At 41.0% G+C, this 18,337-nt stretch carries 16 protein-coding genes; 3 read left to right on the forward strand and 13 right to left on the reverse strand.

Annotation, left to right across the window (positions count from 1 at the left end; all coding sequences use genetic code 11):
• Positions 1–136 precede the first annotated feature (136 nt).
• Genes LC508_RS18315 through LC508_RS18325 form a run of 3 tightly spaced genes read right to left on the reverse strand, consistent with a single transcriptional unit; the run spans position 137 to position 3,924 of the window.
• Positions 137–1,420: an ABC transporter substrate-binding protein gene (locus tag LC508_RS18315; RefSeq protein ID WP_033140162.1), complete on the reverse strand. Its 1,284-nt coding sequence runs from the start codon at positions 1,418–1,420 to the stop codon at positions 137–139.
• A complete protein-coding gene (locus tag LC508_RS18320; protein ID WP_033140163.1) occupies positions 1,404–2,159 on the reverse strand; it encodes a response regulator transcription factor in 756 nt (251 codons plus the stop codon). Before LC508_RS18320 ends, LC508_RS18315 begins: the two co-directional genes overlap by 17 nt.
• Entirely contained in the window at positions 2,137–3,924 is a 1,788-nt protein-coding gene (locus LC508_RS18325; RefSeq protein WP_225305217.1) for a sensor histidine kinase, read from the reverse strand. Before LC508_RS18325 ends, LC508_RS18320 begins: the two co-directional genes overlap by 23 nt.
• Positions 3,925–4,477: 553 nt before the next feature.
• Between LC508_RS18325 and LC508_RS18330 the strand changes: the two genes are divergently transcribed.
• The gene (locus tag LC508_RS18330; RefSeq protein WP_330425219.1) at positions 4,478–5,113 is read left to right on the forward strand and encodes a PEP-utilizing enzyme; all 636 of its coding nucleotides are present in this window, start codon (positions 4,478–4,480) and stop codon (positions 5,111–5,113) included.
• Positions 5,106–6,050, forward strand: coding sequence for an MFS transporter (locus LC508_RS18335; RefSeq protein WP_225305399.1), 945 nt, complete (start codon positions 5,106–5,108; stop codon positions 6,048–6,050). Before LC508_RS18330 ends, LC508_RS18335 begins: the two co-directional genes overlap by 8 nt.
• 135 nt (positions 6,051–6,185) lie before the next feature.
• Here the strand turns inward: LC508_RS18335 and LC508_RS18340 are convergent, their stop codons facing one another.
• Both LC508_RS18340 and LC508_RS18345 read right to left on the reverse strand, forming a co-directional pair.
• Positions 6,186–6,575, reverse strand: a complete 390-nt coding sequence (locus LC508_RS18340; protein ID WP_146051680.1) for a hypothetical protein — start codon at positions 6,573–6,575, stop codon at positions 6,186–6,188.
• Positions 6,565–7,119 carry an ATP-binding cassette domain-containing protein gene (locus LC508_RS18345; protein WP_052099569.1) on the reverse strand — a complete coding sequence of 185 codons (555 nt, stop codon included), beginning with the start codon at positions 7,117–7,119 and terminating at the stop codon, positions 6,565–6,567. Before LC508_RS18345 ends, LC508_RS18340 begins: the two co-directional genes overlap by 11 nt.
• A gap of 57 nt (positions 7,120–7,176) precedes the next feature.
• Here LC508_RS18345 and LC508_RS28860 point away from each other — a divergent pair, with 57 nt between their 5' ends.
• Positions 7,177–7,392, forward strand: coding sequence for a hypothetical protein (locus tag LC508_RS28860; protein WP_425516700.1), 216 nt, complete (start codon positions 7,177–7,179; stop codon positions 7,390–7,392).
• Between the two features lie 113 nt (positions 7,393–7,505).
• Here LC508_RS28860 and LC508_RS18355 read toward each other — a convergent pair whose 3' ends face one another.
• From LC508_RS18355 to LC508_RS18390, 8 genes are all read right to left on the reverse strand, one after another.
• Positions 7,506–8,462, reverse strand: a complete 957-nt coding sequence (locus LC508_RS18355; protein WP_033142209.1) for an aminoglycoside phosphotransferase family protein — start codon at positions 8,460–8,462, stop codon at positions 7,506–7,508.
• 1 nt (position 8,463) lies between these two features.
• The gene (locus LC508_RS18360) at positions 8,464–9,795 is read right to left on the reverse strand and encodes an MATE family efflux transporter (protein WP_103731663.1); all 1,332 of its coding nucleotides are present in this window, start codon (positions 9,793–9,795) and stop codon (positions 8,464–8,466) included.
• 89 nt (positions 9,796–9,884) lie between these two features.
• Positions 9,885–10,943, reverse strand: coding sequence for an AraC family transcriptional regulator (locus LC508_RS18365; RefSeq protein ID WP_033142207.1), 1,059 nt, complete (start codon positions 10,941–10,943; stop codon positions 9,885–9,887).
• A gap of 354 nt (positions 10,944–11,297) precedes the next feature.
• Entirely contained in the window at positions 11,298–11,777 is a 480-nt protein-coding gene (locus LC508_RS18370) for a GNAT family N-acetyltransferase (protein ID WP_103731662.1), read from the reverse strand.
• A gap of 439 nt (positions 11,778–12,216) precedes the next feature.
• On the reverse strand, positions 12,217–12,714 hold the full coding sequence (locus LC508_RS18375; RefSeq protein ID WP_103731661.1) for a sortase family protein: 498 nt from the start codon (positions 12,712–12,714) through the stop codon (positions 12,217–12,219).
• 82 nt (positions 12,715–12,796) lie between these two features.
• The gene (locus LC508_RS18380; RefSeq protein ID WP_033142204.1) at positions 12,797–14,353 is read right to left on the reverse strand and encodes a glycosyl hydrolase 53 family protein; all 1,557 of its coding nucleotides are present in this window, start codon (positions 14,351–14,353) and stop codon (positions 12,797–12,799) included.
• Positions 14,340–16,706, reverse strand: a complete 2,367-nt coding sequence (locus tag LC508_RS18385; RefSeq protein ID WP_225305218.1) for a DUF4982 domain-containing protein — start codon at positions 16,704–16,706, stop codon at positions 14,340–14,342. The genes LC508_RS18380 and LC508_RS18385 overlap by 14 nt, the downstream gene beginning before the upstream one ends.
• Positions 16,707–16,826: 120 nt before the next feature.
• Positions 16,827–18,200 (reverse strand): MFS transporter, encoded by a 1,374-nt coding sequence (locus LC508_RS18390; RefSeq protein ID WP_033142202.1) that lies wholly within the window; start codon positions 18,198–18,200, stop codon positions 16,827–16,829.
• Between the last annotated feature and the right edge of the window lie 137 nt (positions 18,201–18,337).

Below are 18,337 nucleotides of genomic sequence, written 5' to 3' on the forward strand. Positions count from 1 at the left end.
TGAATAATATTGACTACTTTTTATAAAATATGGGATAATATTTACATACCTGCAATATTTTACATATTTTAAACAAAAAAATAGAAGTATTGACGGATTGTCTATACATATTCGCCAATACTTCTGTCTTATACATTCACTTTTCTTCATTTTGAGCACCAATTAACTTCTCCACAAACTCCTGCTCAGACTGCTTTCCTGACAGGACATCCAGTATATTTCCGGTGAATATGGTTTTCTGCGATGCTGTCCATAGATTATCAGGAACATCAATCTTCCTGTCTGCGTTCATTACAAGTGACGCCGCCTGATACATTCTGGGCTTCTCATCTGCATAGTCTTCAAGTTCTATCTGAGGATTGACAGGGATCTGCTCAGTCTCTCTGACAATCCGTGTTTGTACCGGCTCACTCAGCATATATTTGAGAAAACGGATAGAAGCATCTTCTCTGTCTGCATTTCCGCTATTTCCCAGTACATAACCCAGACAAGCAGACTCACAGGAAATGGAAGTCCCAGACACACTAGGCAGTAATGCATATCCGGCGCTAATATTATCAGAGATCATAGGCGCGCCCCATACACCATTGACGTAGATAGCCACTTTTCCCTCGTTGAATAAACTGGTCTCATCCAGGTAAGTGTACCCTTCGCTTTCAGAAGTGGAGAACTGATATATCTGCCTTAACTGATTCACCACATATTCCAGGTTTTCCTTCCCTGCTGTAATTTTATGTCCCCTGATACCGCTTGACGTATTGTCACCAAGATCAGCCAGGATATGATCCATGAAATATAAATATCCCTCCCCGGATGGCTGCAAAGGTAGTATATCCAGTCCCTGCTTCTCTGTCCAGGATCTTAGCGTTTCACACATAGTCCAAAATTCTTCCCATGTTTCAGGAATTTTTTGAATCTCGGCCTGCTGAAAAATTTCTTCATTATACCAATACCCCCCGCTAAGTGACAATACATCTGTCACTGTAAATAAGTGATTTTCGTCTGTTGTCCAGTATTCCAGATTTGCATCAGATATACTATTTGCAAATTCCGTATCTTTCTCTAAATATGGCATTAAATCCAAAGCCATTTCATTATCCACCATAAAACCATACGTCTGATTCTGTCCCATACCACTAAAGATGACAATATCCGGGGTATCTCCCACCATGATCATATCCTCTACTTTCCACAGCATCTCCTTCCTGGTAGGCATTGAGATAAGTTGGAGCCTGATATCTGAATTTTCTTTTTCAAACCCTTCATAAATATCACGCATAGCAACATGATCTGCCTCCATCCCCCCCCACGCGTGGATCACTGTGATTGTCACCGGCTCCTCTTCCACACCTTTGCAGCCAGACAACATACTAGATAAAAGAAAAATACAAGCAAAACCGATCCTATTGTATTTCCCCATGATTACCACCCTTTCTGTATTCTTTGGGCGAGACCCCTATCTTCTTCTTAAACATCTTGGAAAAATATCCTGAATCTTCGATTCCCACTGCTTCTGATATCTCATAAGTCTTCATATCCGTAAAGAGCAAATATTCCTTTGCAGCCTCAATTCTCCGGTCCAGTATTGCATCAAAGAGGTTCTTTCCTGTTTTACTTTTATAAAGTCTGCTCAAGTAGCTTCCATTCGCATGTAGTGCTTCGGCAATTTCCTCCAGAGAAAGTTTGGTTTGGAAGTTCTGCTCAATATACCGTTCCATTTGAAGATAAAGAGTTCCAGGCTCTTTCTTTTCCCCCTGATCTTTGTGTGTGTCCTCACTGCGGCATTTTTCTAGTTCTTTGGCAGCCTTTTCCACTGCTCTGGGCAATTCATCCATAATTGAAACTTTCAGCACATAATCACATGCATTGTACTTAATTGCAGCCCTGGCATACTCAAATTCTGAATACGCTGTCAAAAAAATCACCTGTGTCCCTGGATAAGTTTCATAAACAAATCTACACACTTCAACACCATCCATCCCCGGCATCTGTATATCTGTGATTACAAGATCTGGATGCACCTCTCTGATTTGATCTATAAGTGCCTGTCCATCGCAGACTACGGCTTCCAATACACAGTTCATTTTCCTCCAGTCAATCAACTTCTGAAGTGCTTCCCGAATATATCCCTCATCATCAGCTGCTATGACTTTCCACATCATATCCCCCCCTCTCTGACGGAATCACAATTTCCACCTTTGTTCCTCTTCCTATTTCTCCGCTAATCCTGAACTTGTGGAAGCTTCCATACAATATCGTAAGCATCCGTTTTGTATTCTCCAAACCAGTGTGAGTATGCTCAATTTTTCCATCCAGGAGATCTTTTCCCCCACCATTCTCCACCATTTTTTCCGGGTCAAACCCTACCCCATCATCTTCCACACATATGTGAAGCATCATGGATCCATCATATTTTCCAGATTCTTCATAAAGAATGATCTTGATTATACCATTCCCACGCTTTGGCTCCAATCCGTGGGAGACAGCATTTTCAACAAGCGGCTCGATCAAGAGGCGTGGAATCAGATTCTGATTGATACGATCATCCTGCACTTTGATTTCATAACAAATCTTATCCTGATATCTACTTTTCTGTAAGTATAAGTAGAACCTCACAATTTCCAATTCTTCAGAAACTTTAATCTTAATCTCCTTCTCCCGGAATATTTTCCCTTGCATCAGCTTTGAAAATGCCTTCAGTCCTTCATATACTTCTTCATTGCCCGCCATTTTCGCCTTTAAGCTAAGCATAGACAGGATATTAAACTGAAAATGAGGGTTGGTCTGGGCCTGCAGATATTTTACCTGGGACTGGGTGGCCAAAAGTTGTTTTTCATATACCTGCATGATCAAATATTTAATCCTTTCAGCCATCTCGTTGAACACGACTCCAATGTCATGATACTCCTGGATCGTAGAATCCTCCATACGATCATCGAAATCCTGCTTTCCAAAAGCCTGTATTTTTTCAATCATTCTGGTTACCGGACGTGTAAAGCGGTAACTCAATCCGAACGCAACAAGTACAGTGACAATCAGCACTATGATCAGCCCCACAACAAATATCAAAACTGTGGATTTCAAGACAGAAAAAATATTTTCCTCGCCCACACAGATCACAGTCCGTATATCGAACCCGCACATCTTAGCACAGCCAATGACATTATGTTCCTTCAACAATCGTTTGCCTCTCCAAACGCTCTCAAATTCGGTCAGCTGTTCTATCTCGCTCCACCTCCCCTGAAAGGCAATGATCCGATCATCTCCAAAGAGTACCATCCATGTACAATCACTGTAGTCTATACCTTCTCCCAACAGTACATTGACAGCTTCCCTGCTGATCTTAGCAATACATATTCCTTTTTCCTCCATGTAATCATCGTAAATACGAAACAACAAATTAATGCTTTCATCATCCGACACACAAGCATACCTGTCCTCACATTGCTGAAACTGCTTCTGCATGCTTAGGTATTGCGTCTCCTCTTTCTTCTCCGCTGCCAACGTAGAGGCATAGTAGTGTTCATAAATACAATCTCCCGCATTATTGAACAGATACACGCTTGTCACAAAAGGTATTTTTTTGTTGATCATGTTACGGTCAGAAAACAATTCCATACTGTATGATAGTTGAGGCTCTGCCACAGTTCTGTCATAATCAGCTCCAGATTTTCCTGTATCAAAAAAATCATTCAGCATCATATTGTGACGAATCGACACAGCCCCATCTTCAATAAACTGCATATGGGATTGAAACTGTTGACTTGTACTATTTAACACATATTCAATGTCTTCCTGAGTATTCTCGATAAAAAAGGAAAAAAAGACATATAAAACCGCCGCACACGCGGAAATCAGTGTGCAGGCGGAAACAAGCATCATAAGCATTGTGAGTTCCTTTTTCAGTGTTCTTTTCTTTGACAATCCCTGCTATTTCCCCCATAATCTTCTGTTCCCTGATTCTTTCTCCCAAATCAGCGGTCTTTAGAAAATTATACATACAGAATCTGAAAATAGCAAGTAGGCAGTTCATTTCAAATCCAATGTTAAGCGCATCAATAATCAATTAATTTTTTTGTCAACCTGTTTCAGTTTTAGATTGACGCATTCACTCCGTCGTATACCGGAATAGGCATAAAGCGTGACCAGGTAAAAGTCCCGTTTGCTGCCACTCTCTAGAAGGCGTTGTCGGAATGCCTCCACATCTTTTTTCTCCACGGTGCAGGGACTGGCATACTGTATCTGGATTTTCATAAAATCGCTGTCCAGCACCGCAGCTTCCGTCTGTCGCCCACTCGTAATCAGATACTCATTTAGGCTCTTCAGAGAAGAAAGATGATTATTCACGGTACGCGGATGACACCCCGAATATTTCGCATATAGGAAACAGGCAGAAGAAGAAATTTTACAACATATAGGTAGCTCACGCAAAAAACTGTTTTTGAAGTTGCTCCATTGGGCGCAGGAAACTGCTCCTATGCGTGAAAATGCTATTTATTGCATGGGAATGGGGCATCCTCTGATTCGCCAGATGTTTCATGAAATTTCGGCACGCCTTATACGTGGCGGAGCTACTTCGCATATAGATGATATTTATTGGCTCACAAAATTGGAATTGGAAAAACTCATAGTACAGTTAGACAAAAATATACCTTTATCCGATAGAAGAAATTCGATACTTGAGCGAAAAGCGGAACTCAAAAAGTATCAGGGCTATGTGCCACCAGCTCAGTTACCTGAGAAGAAAGTAAAAAGCATATCACATGCACCACAGAAACAAAAAGATGGAAAAACCGTGTTGAGGGGTATAGGAACCAGTTCTGGTGTCGTGACAGCTCGTGCCTGCGTACTAAATAGTCCGGCAGATTTTAAAAATTTCCAGCCAGGAAGTGTTTTGGTTGCCGTTACTACAACTCCGGCTTGGACACCCTTATTTGCCTCTGCAAGTGCGATTGTAACGGATATTGGAGGTCCTCTCAGTCATTCAAGTATTGTTGCACGGGAATGTGGTATCCCTGCCGTTATGGCGACACACACAGCCACGAGAAGTATTAAAAATGGACAAATGATAACGGTGGACGGCTCGGAGGGGACGGTGACGATTGATGAATAAAAAACCGATTTTCGCTTTAAATCTTGCTACTTTGGTGATTGCGTTAGGATATAGCTTAATTCTTCCGGTCATGCCATTTTACATGGAAAATCTAGGTGCTGGCGGTCGTGAGCTTGGATGGCTCACTGCCGTATATGCTCTGGCACAAACAGTATGCGCACCTTTTTGGGGTGCACTGTCTGACCGAATTGGTAGAAAGCCGATTATCAGCATTGGTATTATAGGATATTCCATCAGTTTGTTCCTGTTCGGTTTGGCTTCATCCTTTTGGACACTATTTATAGCTCGCAGTTTATCGGGTATTTTGTCATCTGCTACGTCCGTTGCATCTTTGGCATATGTTGGAGATTCCAGTTCGGAGGAAGAAAGAAGCAAGAATATGAGTCAACTTGGAGCTTCAATGAGCGTTGGCGTAATGATGGGACCATTATTGGGAGGCATTCTTGCAGGCTATTCGCTTGCGCTCCCATTTTTTACAGGAGCCGGCATTTCATTTATTGCCTTTCTGCTAATTCTAACACTTTTGCCAGAGTCAATTGAGCGTTCAGGACAGACGAAAAAAAGAAAATCCTTTGATTTTTCAGACCTGAAAAGTATAATTTGGGGCTCAGCAAGAATGGTTTTGATACTTATTTTCGTCGTGCATTTCTGTCAAACAGGCTTGCAAGGAATTACGGGGCTGTATGTCGTAGATAAGTTTGGATTTTCCACTAAGCAAGTTGGTGTTATTTGGATGGCTCTAGCAGGTATTTTGATTGTAGTACAAGGCTTTTTGACTGGTCCTTTAGCAAAAAAAATTGGTGAGAAGCAACTAATACTGATAGGTATGTTTTGCAAAGCCTTAGTAGCGTTTGCCATGGTATTGACAACTGGGTTTGTTGTGTTTCAATCAGATAGAGAAAAGGAATGTCCATCCCCATTGTTTGAACGCCGATAGTCTGGGTTATTATATATTTTTTTATATTCCGCATACAATGGTGCAAATTCATCTGCTGTATATTGTCCAGCATACAGATTTTACAAATCCCGATCATAATGAATAGCCTCTATTCCAGTCAAAGGCTCCATTTGTTCAGTAAATGTTCTGTATTGCAAGACTGGAAGTAATATAGAAATGGAAAGCCATAATAACCCTACACCAATAAAAATTAGTACAATCTTCTTTCTGAAAGGGCTTGTGGTCTGAAATAATACGCAATATAGCGCCTTGCTGAGTATGGTTCATATTACTAACCATATAATCTTGTGCGATCTTGTTAGCCTGCTGGTTTTCAACAAGCACCTCCCAAACTTTCCCTTCAACTGCTGTTGTAAGTTGTTGGACATCTCCAAAATATTGCAATTCTCCATGCTGGACTAAAAGAATATCATCGGCAATATAAGAAACATCTGAAACAATATGAGTGGACAAAATAGTTATTTTTCCCTGTGAAATTGTGCTGATTAAATTTCTAAATTTCACGTTCAGTAGGATCAAGCCCCACCGTAGGTTCGTCCAAAATAAGAACATCAGGGTCATTCAGCATAGATTGAGCAATTCCTAACCTTTGACGCATCCCGCCAGATAAGGAAGAAATTTTAGCTTTTGGAGCTTCCTGCAATCCGACAATTTCTAAAAGTTCACTAATTTTACGCTTGCTAAAATTCCTATTTAACCCTTTCAATGAAGCAATATATTCCATATACCGCTGGACAGTAAAATTCGGATAGTAACCGAAATTTTGTGGCAGGTATCCTAAAATTTTTCGGTATTGTTCCCCTAAATCATGAATTGGTTTCCCGTCATAAAATATACTCCCGCTATCTGGTCTGGTAAGGGCAAGTTTGGTCATACTTGCTATTTTTGCGTGGCCGGAGCCCGCAAAGATGCTTGTTGGGGAACTCCCCACGCCGGGGGACGGGGACTCGTCAAGGGCCGCCTTGTCAACTTTGGCCGGACGGTTCTTGCGAGGTGTGCAAGCCATATCCGAAACTGGCTCGGTCATACGGAACTGAAATGGTTCCACGCTTTTTCCCACTTTCTTTACTGGGGTACATAGATCAATGTAAAGGGGTGAAACGATATGGCAAAAGAAATAGAATATCCCGGCTTTGAAACGCTTGGAGCAGCATCAAAGAAGCGCGTAATGCATTGGGATTGTCCCGTAGGGCATTGGCTGAACAAATCAGTATTGATCCCCGGTATCTTGCAAATATTGAAAACAGTGGCGATCTTGCCATTGTTCCGGTACTTTATGAGCTGGCGAGCAAATAACTCCAGAGGATCGGCCACAAATTAAAGCTGTGTCCCGAACCGTATTTGCCGATTATCGAGGGAGCCATTGACAGGGAAATCAGAATCAAGGAAGCGGGGGACGAATAAACATCCTCCGCTTCCTTTGTAAACAGTTTTTTATCCCTGTACTTTTTCAAACTGTTTCATTAACATTTGTGTTGCGTAATAATAGCTGTCCATCGTTTCATATTTTCTATATTCGTACTCCAATGCAACCAAAAGCATTAAATATATATCATACCATAAGGCCCTGCGTTCCTGATTTTTAGTTAGTCTTTTAATCCCATAGCCTTTTTGAAAGCAGGTATTATCAGCGTAAGTACGAAACCCCACTTCCATGAGAGGATCACCCCAAATGCTCCGTTCCCAATCTATGATTCCTGTTACTTTTCCAGAATGAATAAAGATATTTCCGTCCCAACAATCCCAATGTACCAACTTTGGCTCTGACACTTCTTCAAAAATAGATTTATCTCGATCAAGACAAAGCCACATCTGGTCGATTGGTATTTTTAAATCTACATTTCCGTGCTGTGCATCATTTACCCCCGCCTCCATCATCTTACGAAAAATAGGATACCATTCCTTTCCCTGAAATTCAGGCTGTCCGGGATACCCAAACACAGGACAGAGTATATCATTTATTCTTTTGTTTATTTCTCCTGTTTCAACATGTATACGGTTTATCTGTTCTGATGATAAGCTGTCTTTTATAGTATTAAGGCTTTTTCCCTCTAGCTTTTCCATGAAGAAATACGGTGAATTGCAAATGGTACAACTGTCATCGTACCCCATCATTTTAGGTACAGGTATTTCACCATGCCGGATAGCCAATTTCATAGCTTCCACTTCGCTGGACATGATATTTTTTTCATAAGTCATAACACGCATTTCTTTTAATGGGGCTATTTTCAATATCACTTGTTCCTCATTACTCAAATGAATTTCATAGGCAATATTAAAATAACCCTCTGTCAATTCCCGATAGTTTTTCATTTTAAGCGGTGAGAAATATTTTTCCACCATCTTCGATATAGTTTCTCTGTTCTGTTTGTTCTTTGTCAAGCTCTCCATCTTACCGTTCCTTTCTTACGATTTTATAGTTATATACGGCCAATCCTGCAATCAGCCATTCCGTTAAAACCAGTATCCACCATATAATGTCAAGGTTGTCTAGCCGCCATGCTATCAGTAAAAGCGGTAAGCGAATGGCAAAAATACTTTCCAATGACAAAAACAAGACCTTTTTTCCATATCCCAATGCTAGAAAATAAGCCTGAATTACAGGCATTATGCCTCCAATTACCAAAGAGAAGCATATGATCTGTAATGCCGTTTTCCCTATACTGGTAATTTCAGAATCTACAGAAAATAATTTTACAATGCCACCCGCTCCACAATATACGCATACTGCAATAACGCCTCCATATACAGCTCCACCTAATATTGCATAGGCCACAGTCCTTTTTACTCTTTTTCTCTGTTGACGTCCCCAATCAAAACCAAGCATAGGTTGAATCCCCTGCATAATGCCAGAGAACGGCGTAGAAAGAAAGGATTGTATTCTTGATATAACTGCATAGGTGCTGATTGCCTGTGTGCCTCCCACTTGTCCTAATATCTGGTTTCCAACCATACCAGTCAAACTGTTTCCGAGGCTATTGAGAAAAGCAGGCAACCCAATATATAATATTTCTTTACATACCTTCCTGTTCCACCTAATATCGCCCAATACTACCCGGCATGGAGTATTTTTCCGAATAAAAAAGTAATAAATACTGTTTACAGCAGAAAAAAGCTGTGCAATTAAAGTTGCTACTGCGGCACCGGAAATCCCCATATGAAAACCATATATAAACAGCGGGTCTAAGAGCAGGTTAATCATTACGGGACAGCACCATTGTAACGTAGAATAGAAAATATCCCCTTCTGCCCGCATAATACCAGAGAACCCTGTGCTAATGATAGTACCTATCAACATGATCCGCCCATATTCTACTGCATATGGATAAATTTCAGAGGTACTGCCTAATAATTCCAATAACGGTTCTAAAAAAGCAAGTCCTGTGATCGTAATTGTCAAGGAACATAGAACCCAAAGCCACATCATGCAGCCTACTACTTTTTTTCCACCAGCCGGATTTCTCTCGCCCAGCCTGCGGGATATGATGGAGGCTCCCCCCGTTCCCAAAGTGGAACTAACGCCATTCACTAAGAGTAAAACCGGCGAAAAAATCCCAATAGCGCCGCTTGCCACACTTCCTATTCCCTTTGATACATAAAACGTATCTGTAATGGTATAGATATTATAAATCATAATGGAAAGCGTTGTCTGTGTGCATAGTTCCAGCATGAGTTTTCCAATAGAATCTTGTTCCAGCCTATTTTTAACTTGTTCCTCTGCCATAATACAAAATCCTCACTGTAAAAGTATTGGAAAGTGATTTTTCATCAGGTTACTCATACATTTTACATATAAGGGAATTGATATTCTATTCATTGATTTGTGGAATTTTCTATACTCATTTTACCGTAGCTTTTCCGGTATTCAGCAGGTGAACACCCAAATTTTTCTTTTATCCCCTGATAAATGGGGACAGCATTTTGATAGCCTACTGCTTGTGCAATTTTTTCCACCGGATAATCAGAGCTGCTTAAAAGGACAGCAGCCTTTTCCAGCCTGCTTTCTCTGACTAATTCTTGAAAATTCATCTTGCAATTTTCTTTAATAACTCGGCTTAAATAACTTTGATTGAAAGAAAAAACATGGGCTAATTCTTCCAATGTAATATGTTCACTGTGATTGTAAATATATTGAATAATCTCTCCGGCTTGCAAAGAGCTATGGGATAAGCGATACCTGCAACACTTGTATTTTTTCTGTTCTCTTTCAAGAAAGATCATAAGAAGCTGCAGGTAACTTTTTATTGCAGCCTCAAAGTAGCGTTGTTTCAAGTAGTATTCTGTCATTATCCCTTCTATGAGACGCCGCTCATCACCCACACAACAATATTGTAAATAGTTATAATATTCTCTCTGCGGAGACTTTGCACCTACGAAAAAATCAAACAAGGCACTTTTATGGTTTATATCCTGGATAAATTCATAGGAAATCCATTCCATAGGGATAATCATTTTAATCAAAACAGACTGTTCATCTTCCTGCTGTAAGGCATGAATAACATTCTGGTTTAACATAAATAAATCACCCTCCTGCAGTACTATACAGGTTTCAAGATTTTCTATAAATTGATTGCAGTGTCCCTTATATATATAAAGAATTTCCACAAAATCGTGTTTATGAAAATATACGGGCGTTCTTTTAATATGTATTTTTGCTGAAAATTGATCTTGTACCCTTGTTAGAATCTGCTTATCTGTTTTCGTTTGAAAAGTGTCTGGAAATTGATAGGTGTCATTTTTAAGTGACTTCCGTAACTGATCATCTATTTTATATTCGTCCACCATAACTACTCTTAATTCACGGTCTAGTCGTTCCGTTTCCAGCTTTTTTGATAAAACTAATATGTCATTAAAATTTATTATGCTTTCCATATTGTATAACTCCTTTAATAAAGGCATAGGTTAAGGCCTACCTATTATTTGGTAGGGATTTATTAACAGCCGGAGGCCATACATTTGATTGTCAATCGTAGCATAGTGAACTAAAAATTGCAAGATGAGTACATATCATATCGCTCATTAGCGTTGTTCCGAACTATCTTCACCGCTTATTAAGAGGGCATTGACAGTGTAACCAATTTGTCCAGACCGCCGGGGGACAGCCCCGGCGCTTTGTAGCCTCTTCTGCCGGCTCCGCCTTTTTATCCTGCGCAGGGGATTTCTCCACTTTTTCGGCCTCAGCCTGCGGAGCAGGCCGGGCTGGAGCATCCTTGCCCATACCGAGGATCACGGACTGTTCCGGCTGGGGTGCTGGGATTTACCCATCACCTCAATGAAATCAGATTTTGTCATTCCATATAAATAATAATCGTAGTAGATATTTACCATTTTTCCTTCACGAATAAGTCCTTCACGCTTGAAGCCCGCTTTTTCAAGAGTTTTGAAGGACGCAATGTTGCAGGTGTGAACATCAGCCCAAAGACGCTGCAATTCTGTTTCTTCAAAGCAGAAGATTGCTACTCTCGCCAGCGCTTCTGTCATAAGTCGGTTGCCTTGATAGGCAGGAGAAAGGCGAAATGCTACTTTTGCCAAACGGCGTAGCTTCACATATTCCTGAATTGGTTTATTTACCAGCCGCTTGAACAAGCGCTGAAAATAAAAGGAGGACAGACCGACCGTATTTGCCAGCTCCTCCGTCGAAATTTCTTCAGCCAAGTGTTCCTCAATAAAGGTTAAGGATTGTTCGATTGTTTCCCATACGTGCATTGCGGCACCTCCTATATTTGATATTCCAATCATACCAAATTATTTTTATCGGGCTTCTCACCCTATGCCCTTTTGTCCGTATAGCCTAGATCAATTTATAAAAATATAAAGCCGCTCTTCCCTGGATTTAGTGGACCAGTACACAGAGCGGCTTATTTACTTTTATAGTATCCTCAAATCTTCCCAAAAAGACCAACACGATTGTTTTTGCGGTATAAGACTAAGGTTGCAGCCAGAATCGAGACTTGCTTTTTCACTTGGACAACCCCTTTGCTATCACAGGGCCTTGAATGTCATTGCAGGATTCTTTTTCCACTGCTTTTCTAAACGTCACCGCTCTGCTCTGTTCACTACTTTTAATCTCCCTTATTGCTTTAAAATCTTTTATCCTTGTTTTGGCGGCGTACATCATAAATCCGACGCGGCGGGACAGCAGGAACTAATAAGGACCCAAATGTAGAATCCCCTCTTCATCGTTCAATGGCTTCATCCCGCTCTTTGTGACAATGCTTTTCCAGAAGCAGTCCTTGGCGCCAAGCAGGGGCCGGAGTTCCGTCTTTTCCTTCTGGGCAATTTCAAGGCTCAGGGCGGACTGTATATAATACTTCTTTATGCCCTTGTTGACTACAAAATCAATCTCGCAGCTGACTTTCTTCCTATTTCCCTCTGCGTTCGTTTTAAAAAAATCAATATCGCCACATCCACAAATATCCCCTGCAATCCAGTTCTTATTCCCGGAAAATATATGCTTGATATAATATGTATTATCCTCATCCTGCATGACTGGATGGTTAATACCCAGAGCCGGGTAATAGAGCCAGGCCACTGTGTCCGGATTCTCCTTCTCAAGAGCCTTCAGATCCATCTGCACATACAGAACCCCCGCGTCCCCGTCATCCTTCTCCGGATCAGCCGGAACATCCTCAGCCTGATCCATACCTCAGTTTTCTGTACCTGGGCATTCTCCTCCCCGGCCCGTTTATACTGCTTCTGCAGGGATACCATATGGTCTAATTACCTTAATCCGAAAGAAGAAGGAACCAGTTGGAACTATCTGACTGACCTGACATCTGTACAACCCATGCACCATCATCTGTACTGTTATTCATAATTCCAAGATAAAGTCCGCTCCATCGATTTTGGATCTTATATTTCCCACTCTCTGTTGTTGAGATTTTCCATTGCTGATTCCAACCATCGTTGTAATCATTTTGAATGACTTCGCCATTTTCTGCTGTAGATAGACCTTTTACATCAAGTACCTTTTCACTATTATTATTGACGATCTTATAATAGTCTCCTTCTATTTTTTCAAATCTCCACTTTTGGCTTGCCCAGTCTCCATAGCCGTACTGTTCTATCTGAACTCCATTTTCCGATGAACCGTTGGCAACATTTACTGCTTTTTGACTATACGTATTCATTATTTCATAAGAGCAATTTGCGTTCAGGAAATCTGGATCTGACTGAAATGCATTTAGCGCGCTTGTGAAATGCAGTTTTTTATTCCCTGTAGTTTCAGCTGCACCAAGAGTATATCCGTCCGGGAGAATAGAAGAATGCACTTCCGGTTCCCAGTAGAATACACCAATTCCTTTATTATTTGGAACGGCTTTGAGTGCGTTTACCTCTTTTCTCAGCAAATCGTAAGTACCTGTCGGATTACTCTCCAGTTCTCCTGTTTCACAAATCATAACTTCTTTACCATACTGGGACGCCATTTTACTAAGATTATATGCTACATTCTCAATACAGTCGCCATCATAGGCAGATGTCCAGTATGGATAGTAGGACATTCCAATTACATCCGTTTTTCCGCCACATTGCGTAATGAAATTTTCAAAGAACCAGGCAAAGTGGCTTACACCGCTTCCATGAGTCAAATGAGTTACCACTTTCGTGTCCGGGCTTACGGATTTAACAGCATCGTAACCACTATTTAAATATTTAGTAAGCTGAGTAAAATCGTTTGTCTGGTTACTTCCTGAAGGATACAGCATGCCATAGCTTACTTCATTTCCTACCTGTACCCACTCAGGGTATATATTTTCCCCCGCTAATTGTGTCATAATATACTCTGTATAATCATATACATACTGTTCCAATTCACTTGTAGATGCATCTTCCCATTCTGATGGAATATCCTGAATTAGTGGATCAGCAAAATGATCACTGTAATGAAATACTACCATGATTTTCATCCCAAGATCATTTGCGCGCTTGGCAGTATACAATAGCCCTTGGGTATCTGCATATCCCAGCAAACATGTTGTACCGTCAGGCTTAGTCCATATGAAATTCTCGGGCGGCTTAACAAACACTCTTAATCTGACCGCATTTACACCTTTCTCCTTTAGCAGAACCAGTGCATCCCTTGTATTTCCGGCATCATCTATCCACTGTACGCCCTGTGATTCCAGTTGTGAGAGAAAACCAATATCTGCTCCATAAATCATTTCATTTGATTCTCCCGTTGCTGCCTGCACATCAATTGCAAAATCCGGTATCACAGTGCTGGCACAAATGGTAATTGCCAGGACAATTATAGCACACATCCTTTTTCTATTTTTTTCCATCTCTGTTTCCTCCTATTTGTATTTTTATTTCTACTTCCCGGCATCCATCAGCCGAAAACTGTATGTAAACTGGTTCTTCACTGTCCGGATTCATCCAGCGTACTGCCGCCATTGCATATCCATCATAAGTTGTCACGGTATCAGCAAAATAATTCTCTTCACTACACGGATTTGCCGTACCAAACCCCTCCAGTCTTCCATTCCCTGTCACGTTGGCATGAACTCTCTTCCTTTCTAATAAATTTTTATTTCCCTGCTCATCTTCCAGCCACACCTTCACATAAGCAAGTTCTGTTTCATTTTCTGTCACTTGTTCTGCACGCAGCACATTTGCCTCACCTGCCGACTGTATTCGGTACTCACCGACGGTTTTTCCGGCACAATATGCGATTGCGAAAAGTTCTCCTGGTTCATATGGCACTCGGTACGCCGCTGTAAAATGGTGTTGCTTTCCGGCAGGCTTTTTTCCCAAAGACTTTCCATTCAGGAAAAGCTCTACCTCGTCTGCTGAAGAATATACATCAACAGATGCTTCAATCCCCTCATACCCAGTCCATGTCCAACTGCTGATATTGTCTTTAAACATCCATGCGGTTTTGCTAGATATCTGTCCGGTATGTTCCATTCTCTCAACCGCAATATACGGATGTTCCGTCAAGCCATAGATGATTTCACGGAAATAGCTGATGGGCCTGCGGTTCCCTATTAAATCGATATCCCCGATATATCCCAGTCTTTCCGGATAAATACTGGAAAAGTTTTCTTTCCCGTCGTAATGGAAAATCCCCACGCCAGCTTCACCGATATAATCATAGCCTGCCCATGTAAAATCTCCTATTACATGCGAATTTTCTTCTACCAGGGACCACAGATTCTCAATATCACCTGGATAGGTCTCCGTTCCTACTACGGTCTTACCCGGATGCAGTTCATGTTCCAGAAGATATCTGCCGCTAAGATAATTTAGTCCGGTAATATCGCAGCTCTGTGCGCATTCTTCTAATGCTTCAGTAACAAGTGGGTGAGTAGCAAAAAAGTCTCCTCTTTCTCCTGCCATAAGGCTCATAAAACTATTCAGCGCATTACTGCCTTCACCGCTTCCCCGACTTGATGTATCCATTCCAAATTTTGCGATAACATCGTTCATAATCACTTTCAGCCGTTTCCCAGCACAATTCAGACCGTTCAGAGCATTTGTAGTATATCTGGTGGAATCTAATGAATGGATTTTATTGCACAGAAACCGGTTTATCTGTGCCCCCTGTTTCGTCCCGGCTTCCTGAATCTCGTTTCCGATAGAGTAAATAACTACCGATGGATGATTATAGTCTTTTGCGGTCATATGCGCAATCCATTGCTCTGCTTCTTCCTGAAAGATATCTGCATCATCACAAGTATTCTTATGCCGATTCCATACATCCGTCAGTTCATCCATCACAAGCATTCCTAACCGGTCGCATGCATCCAGCATTGCCCTGCTAATTGGATGATGCGAACTTCTAAGTGCATTAAATCCTGCTTCCTTCAGACGTTTGCAGCGATACCATTCTGTTTCAGGAAATGTTTCAGCACCGATAATTCCATTGTCATGATGGATACACGCTCCTCTTAATTTTACCGTTTCCCCATTAATCTGAAATCCATTCACGGAATCAAGCGCTAAAACCCGAATGCCAAAATGGGTCTTTAAAGTATCGCACACTTTACCACCAATTTGGGTTCTGATGATGCACTCATATAGATTTGGATAATCGGGTGTCCATTTCTTTGGTGACAGGATTTGAATCTGCACACGCATCGTTTCATTTTCATTGGATTGAAATACAACTTTCTGTAGATCCCTTGCAACTGTTTTTCCATCATAAGATATTTCAATCTCGCATTCTGCTTCTCCTCCTTGTCCGGCAATATTCTTCATTCCGGCACAAACTTCAACTACTGCGACCCCATCACTAACAGATAATGTTGTAATACGAAGTGCATCTCTTGGTATGTATACATCCGTACCAATCAGAAGATTTACATCCCGGTAGATTCCTGAACCTGTATACCAGCGACTGTTAGGCTGGCGGCTATTGTCTACATCAACACGGATGATATTTTCTTCACCATAAAAAATCCATGGTTTCAAATTTACCCAAAAGCCTACATAACCATTCTTATTAACGGCTGCCAGCGCTCCATTGACCCATACTCTGGAAATCCCATATACCCCCTCGAATTCCAGGAAAACATCCTGAGTTTTCCACGCCTCAGGTGCGGAAAATGTCTTTTCATAAGCATAAACACCCCCCGGATAAAATCCACTCTGTGCCCCGGCTGGACAATCCCTCTCCCGATTTTCACGAATCATAGCGTCATAAGGGAGTGTAACCGCAACCGTATTTTTCTTTCCCTGAAAGGCTCTTAACTGGGAATCCTTTTCTGTTTTTTCAAATATCCATCCCGTATTGAATTTTACACACTGCATGCCTTATTCCCTCTCTCTTTTCATATCGATTTTCTGGTTTTCTTTTTCCACCTTCATAAATGCAAGAAGAACGGTAATCGCAACTCCAAGAATAACCGGCAATGTAATATACATATTAAAAATCATGCTAATTGCGCCGTCCGTTTGTACAGCAGCTGTTCCTACATAGCCACCAGCCTCCAAAAGCCATCCGACAGCAGCAGTACCGATTCCGCCTCCAACTTTTACTCCAAGAGATGAGCAACTAAACATCATACCATCAATGCGAGCGCCTTTTGTACGGAACGTATACCCGCTGATTTCTGCAATCAGTGCATTCAGCGTTCCAGTTAGTGTTCCCGCAAACACGCCTTTTAGGAACATAAAAAGAAGCATCATGGACAGATTCTTCTGTATAGAAAAATAAATCAGGAAAATCCCCAAAATATCACTGATGAAATATCCCCAGAAATTAACTTTCTGCATGCTTCTGGTTTTTTTGACCAATATTGGTGTAAAGATAAGAGCAATAATAACCGGGAACATTTTCATCATCGAAAACATACCAAGGAGCGCCCCGTCTCCCATAATGTTTTCCATAAAATAGATGGCAGATCCAGTTGTGAGGTTGCTCATAAAATAATATACAATGTATATCCCAACAATCAACACATAATATTTATTGCTGACTAACAGTTTTAATGATTGGACAAAACTAATTTTATCGTCCTGTAACTTTGCCTCCTGGATGGTTGATTCTTCCTCCGGCAATTCTTTTACACAGAGACAACTAATCGTATTTACGACAAGACCTATAACCGCACAAATTATTGCCACCACACGCCATCCTGAGGCGCCGCCTCCAAATGCCTGAACACCCATTGTCACAGAAAATCCCATGACAATATTAGTTACTACTGCGAACATGAATCGAATAGACCCCAGCTGAACACGTTCATTTTTATTTCTCGTAATCAATGCGGACAATGCTGCATACGCTATTCCGTTTGCAGTATAGAACACGGCGTTTAATGTTGTATAAAATGCAAAGAAATATACATATTGTGCAGTTGTACTAAGTCCACCCGGAATAGAGAACAAGAAGATTAGACAGAGCGAAACACCAATCTGTGCATATAACATCCAAGGCCTTGCTTTTCCGAGTTTTGATTTTGTACGGTCGATAAGATTGCCGAATATGACGTCTGAAATTCCATCTAATACTTTTGACAGCAGCATTAGAGTACCGATAATGCCAGTATTTAGTCCCATTGTATCAGAAAGATACAATAACACAAAACTGGATACCAGCCCATAACTGGTATTGGACGCAAGGTCTCCTGCCCCATACGCCACTTTTTGATGCCATTTCAGGTATTTCTTTTCTGCTCCTCTCATTTTACAATTCCTCCATTTCTTCTGTTCTATAACCCATTTTTCTTCTTTAAGATTTACAGAACAACGGGTTAATTCATTGCATGTATTTATTTTAGAAAATTCTATTTCACAATGATATGACAGATATGTTATAGTTA

Origin of the sequence: Blautia parvula (assembly GCF_020215665.1) — a bacterium.
GTDB classification, from domain to species: Bacteria; Bacillota; Clostridia; order Lachnospirales; family Lachnospiraceae; genus Blautia; species Blautia celeris.

Coding starts and splice junctions, on each gene's coding strand:
- LC508_RS18390 (WP_033142202.1), bottom strand. CDS start 18,200: ATGAGAGGAGCAGAAAAGAAATACCTGAAATGGCATCAAAAAGTGGCG.
- LC508_RS18320 (WP_033140163.1), bottom strand. CDS start 2,159: ATGTGGAAAGTCATAGCAGCTGATGATGAGGGATATATTCGGGAAGCA.
- LC508_RS18385 (WP_225305218.1), bottom strand. CDS start 16,706: ATGATTCGTGAAAATCGGGAGAGGGATTGTCCAGCCGGGGCACAGAGT.
- LC508_RS28860 (WP_425516700.1), top strand. CDS start 7,177: ATGGCAAAAGAAATAGAATATCCCGGCTTTGAAACGCTTGGAGCAGCA.
- LC508_RS18360 (WP_103731663.1), bottom strand. CDS start 9,795: ATGGCAGAGGAACAAGTTAAAAATAGGCTGGAACAAGATTCTATTGGA.
- LC508_RS18355 (WP_033142209.1), bottom strand. CDS start 8,462: ATGGAGAGCTTGACAAAGAACAAACAGAACAGAGAAACTATATCGAAG.
- LC508_RS18365 (WP_033142207.1), bottom strand. CDS start 10,943: ATGGAAAGCATAATAAATTTTAATGACATATTAGTTTTATCAAAAAAG.
- LC508_RS18335 (WP_225305399.1), top strand. CDS start 5,106: ATGAATAAAAAACCGATTTTCGCTTTAAATCTTGCTACTTTGGTGATT.
- LC508_RS18330 (WP_330425219.1), top strand. CDS start 4,478: ATGCGTGAAAATGCTATTTATTGCATGGGAATGGGGCATCCTCTGATT.
- LC508_RS18375 (WP_103731661.1), bottom strand. CDS start 12,714: ATGGATCAGGCTGAGGATGTTCCGGCTGATCCGGAGAAGGATGACGGG.
- LC508_RS18370 (WP_103731662.1), bottom strand. CDS start 11,777: ATGCACGTATGGGAAACAATCGAACAATCCTTAACCTTTATTGAGGAA.
- LC508_RS18315 (WP_033140162.1), bottom strand. CDS start 1,420: ATGGGGAAATACAATAGGATCGGTTTTGCTTGTATTTTTCTTTTATCT.
- LC508_RS18380 (WP_033142204.1), bottom strand. CDS start 14,353: ATGGAAAAAAATAGAAAAAGGATGTGTGCTATAATTGTCCTGGCAATT.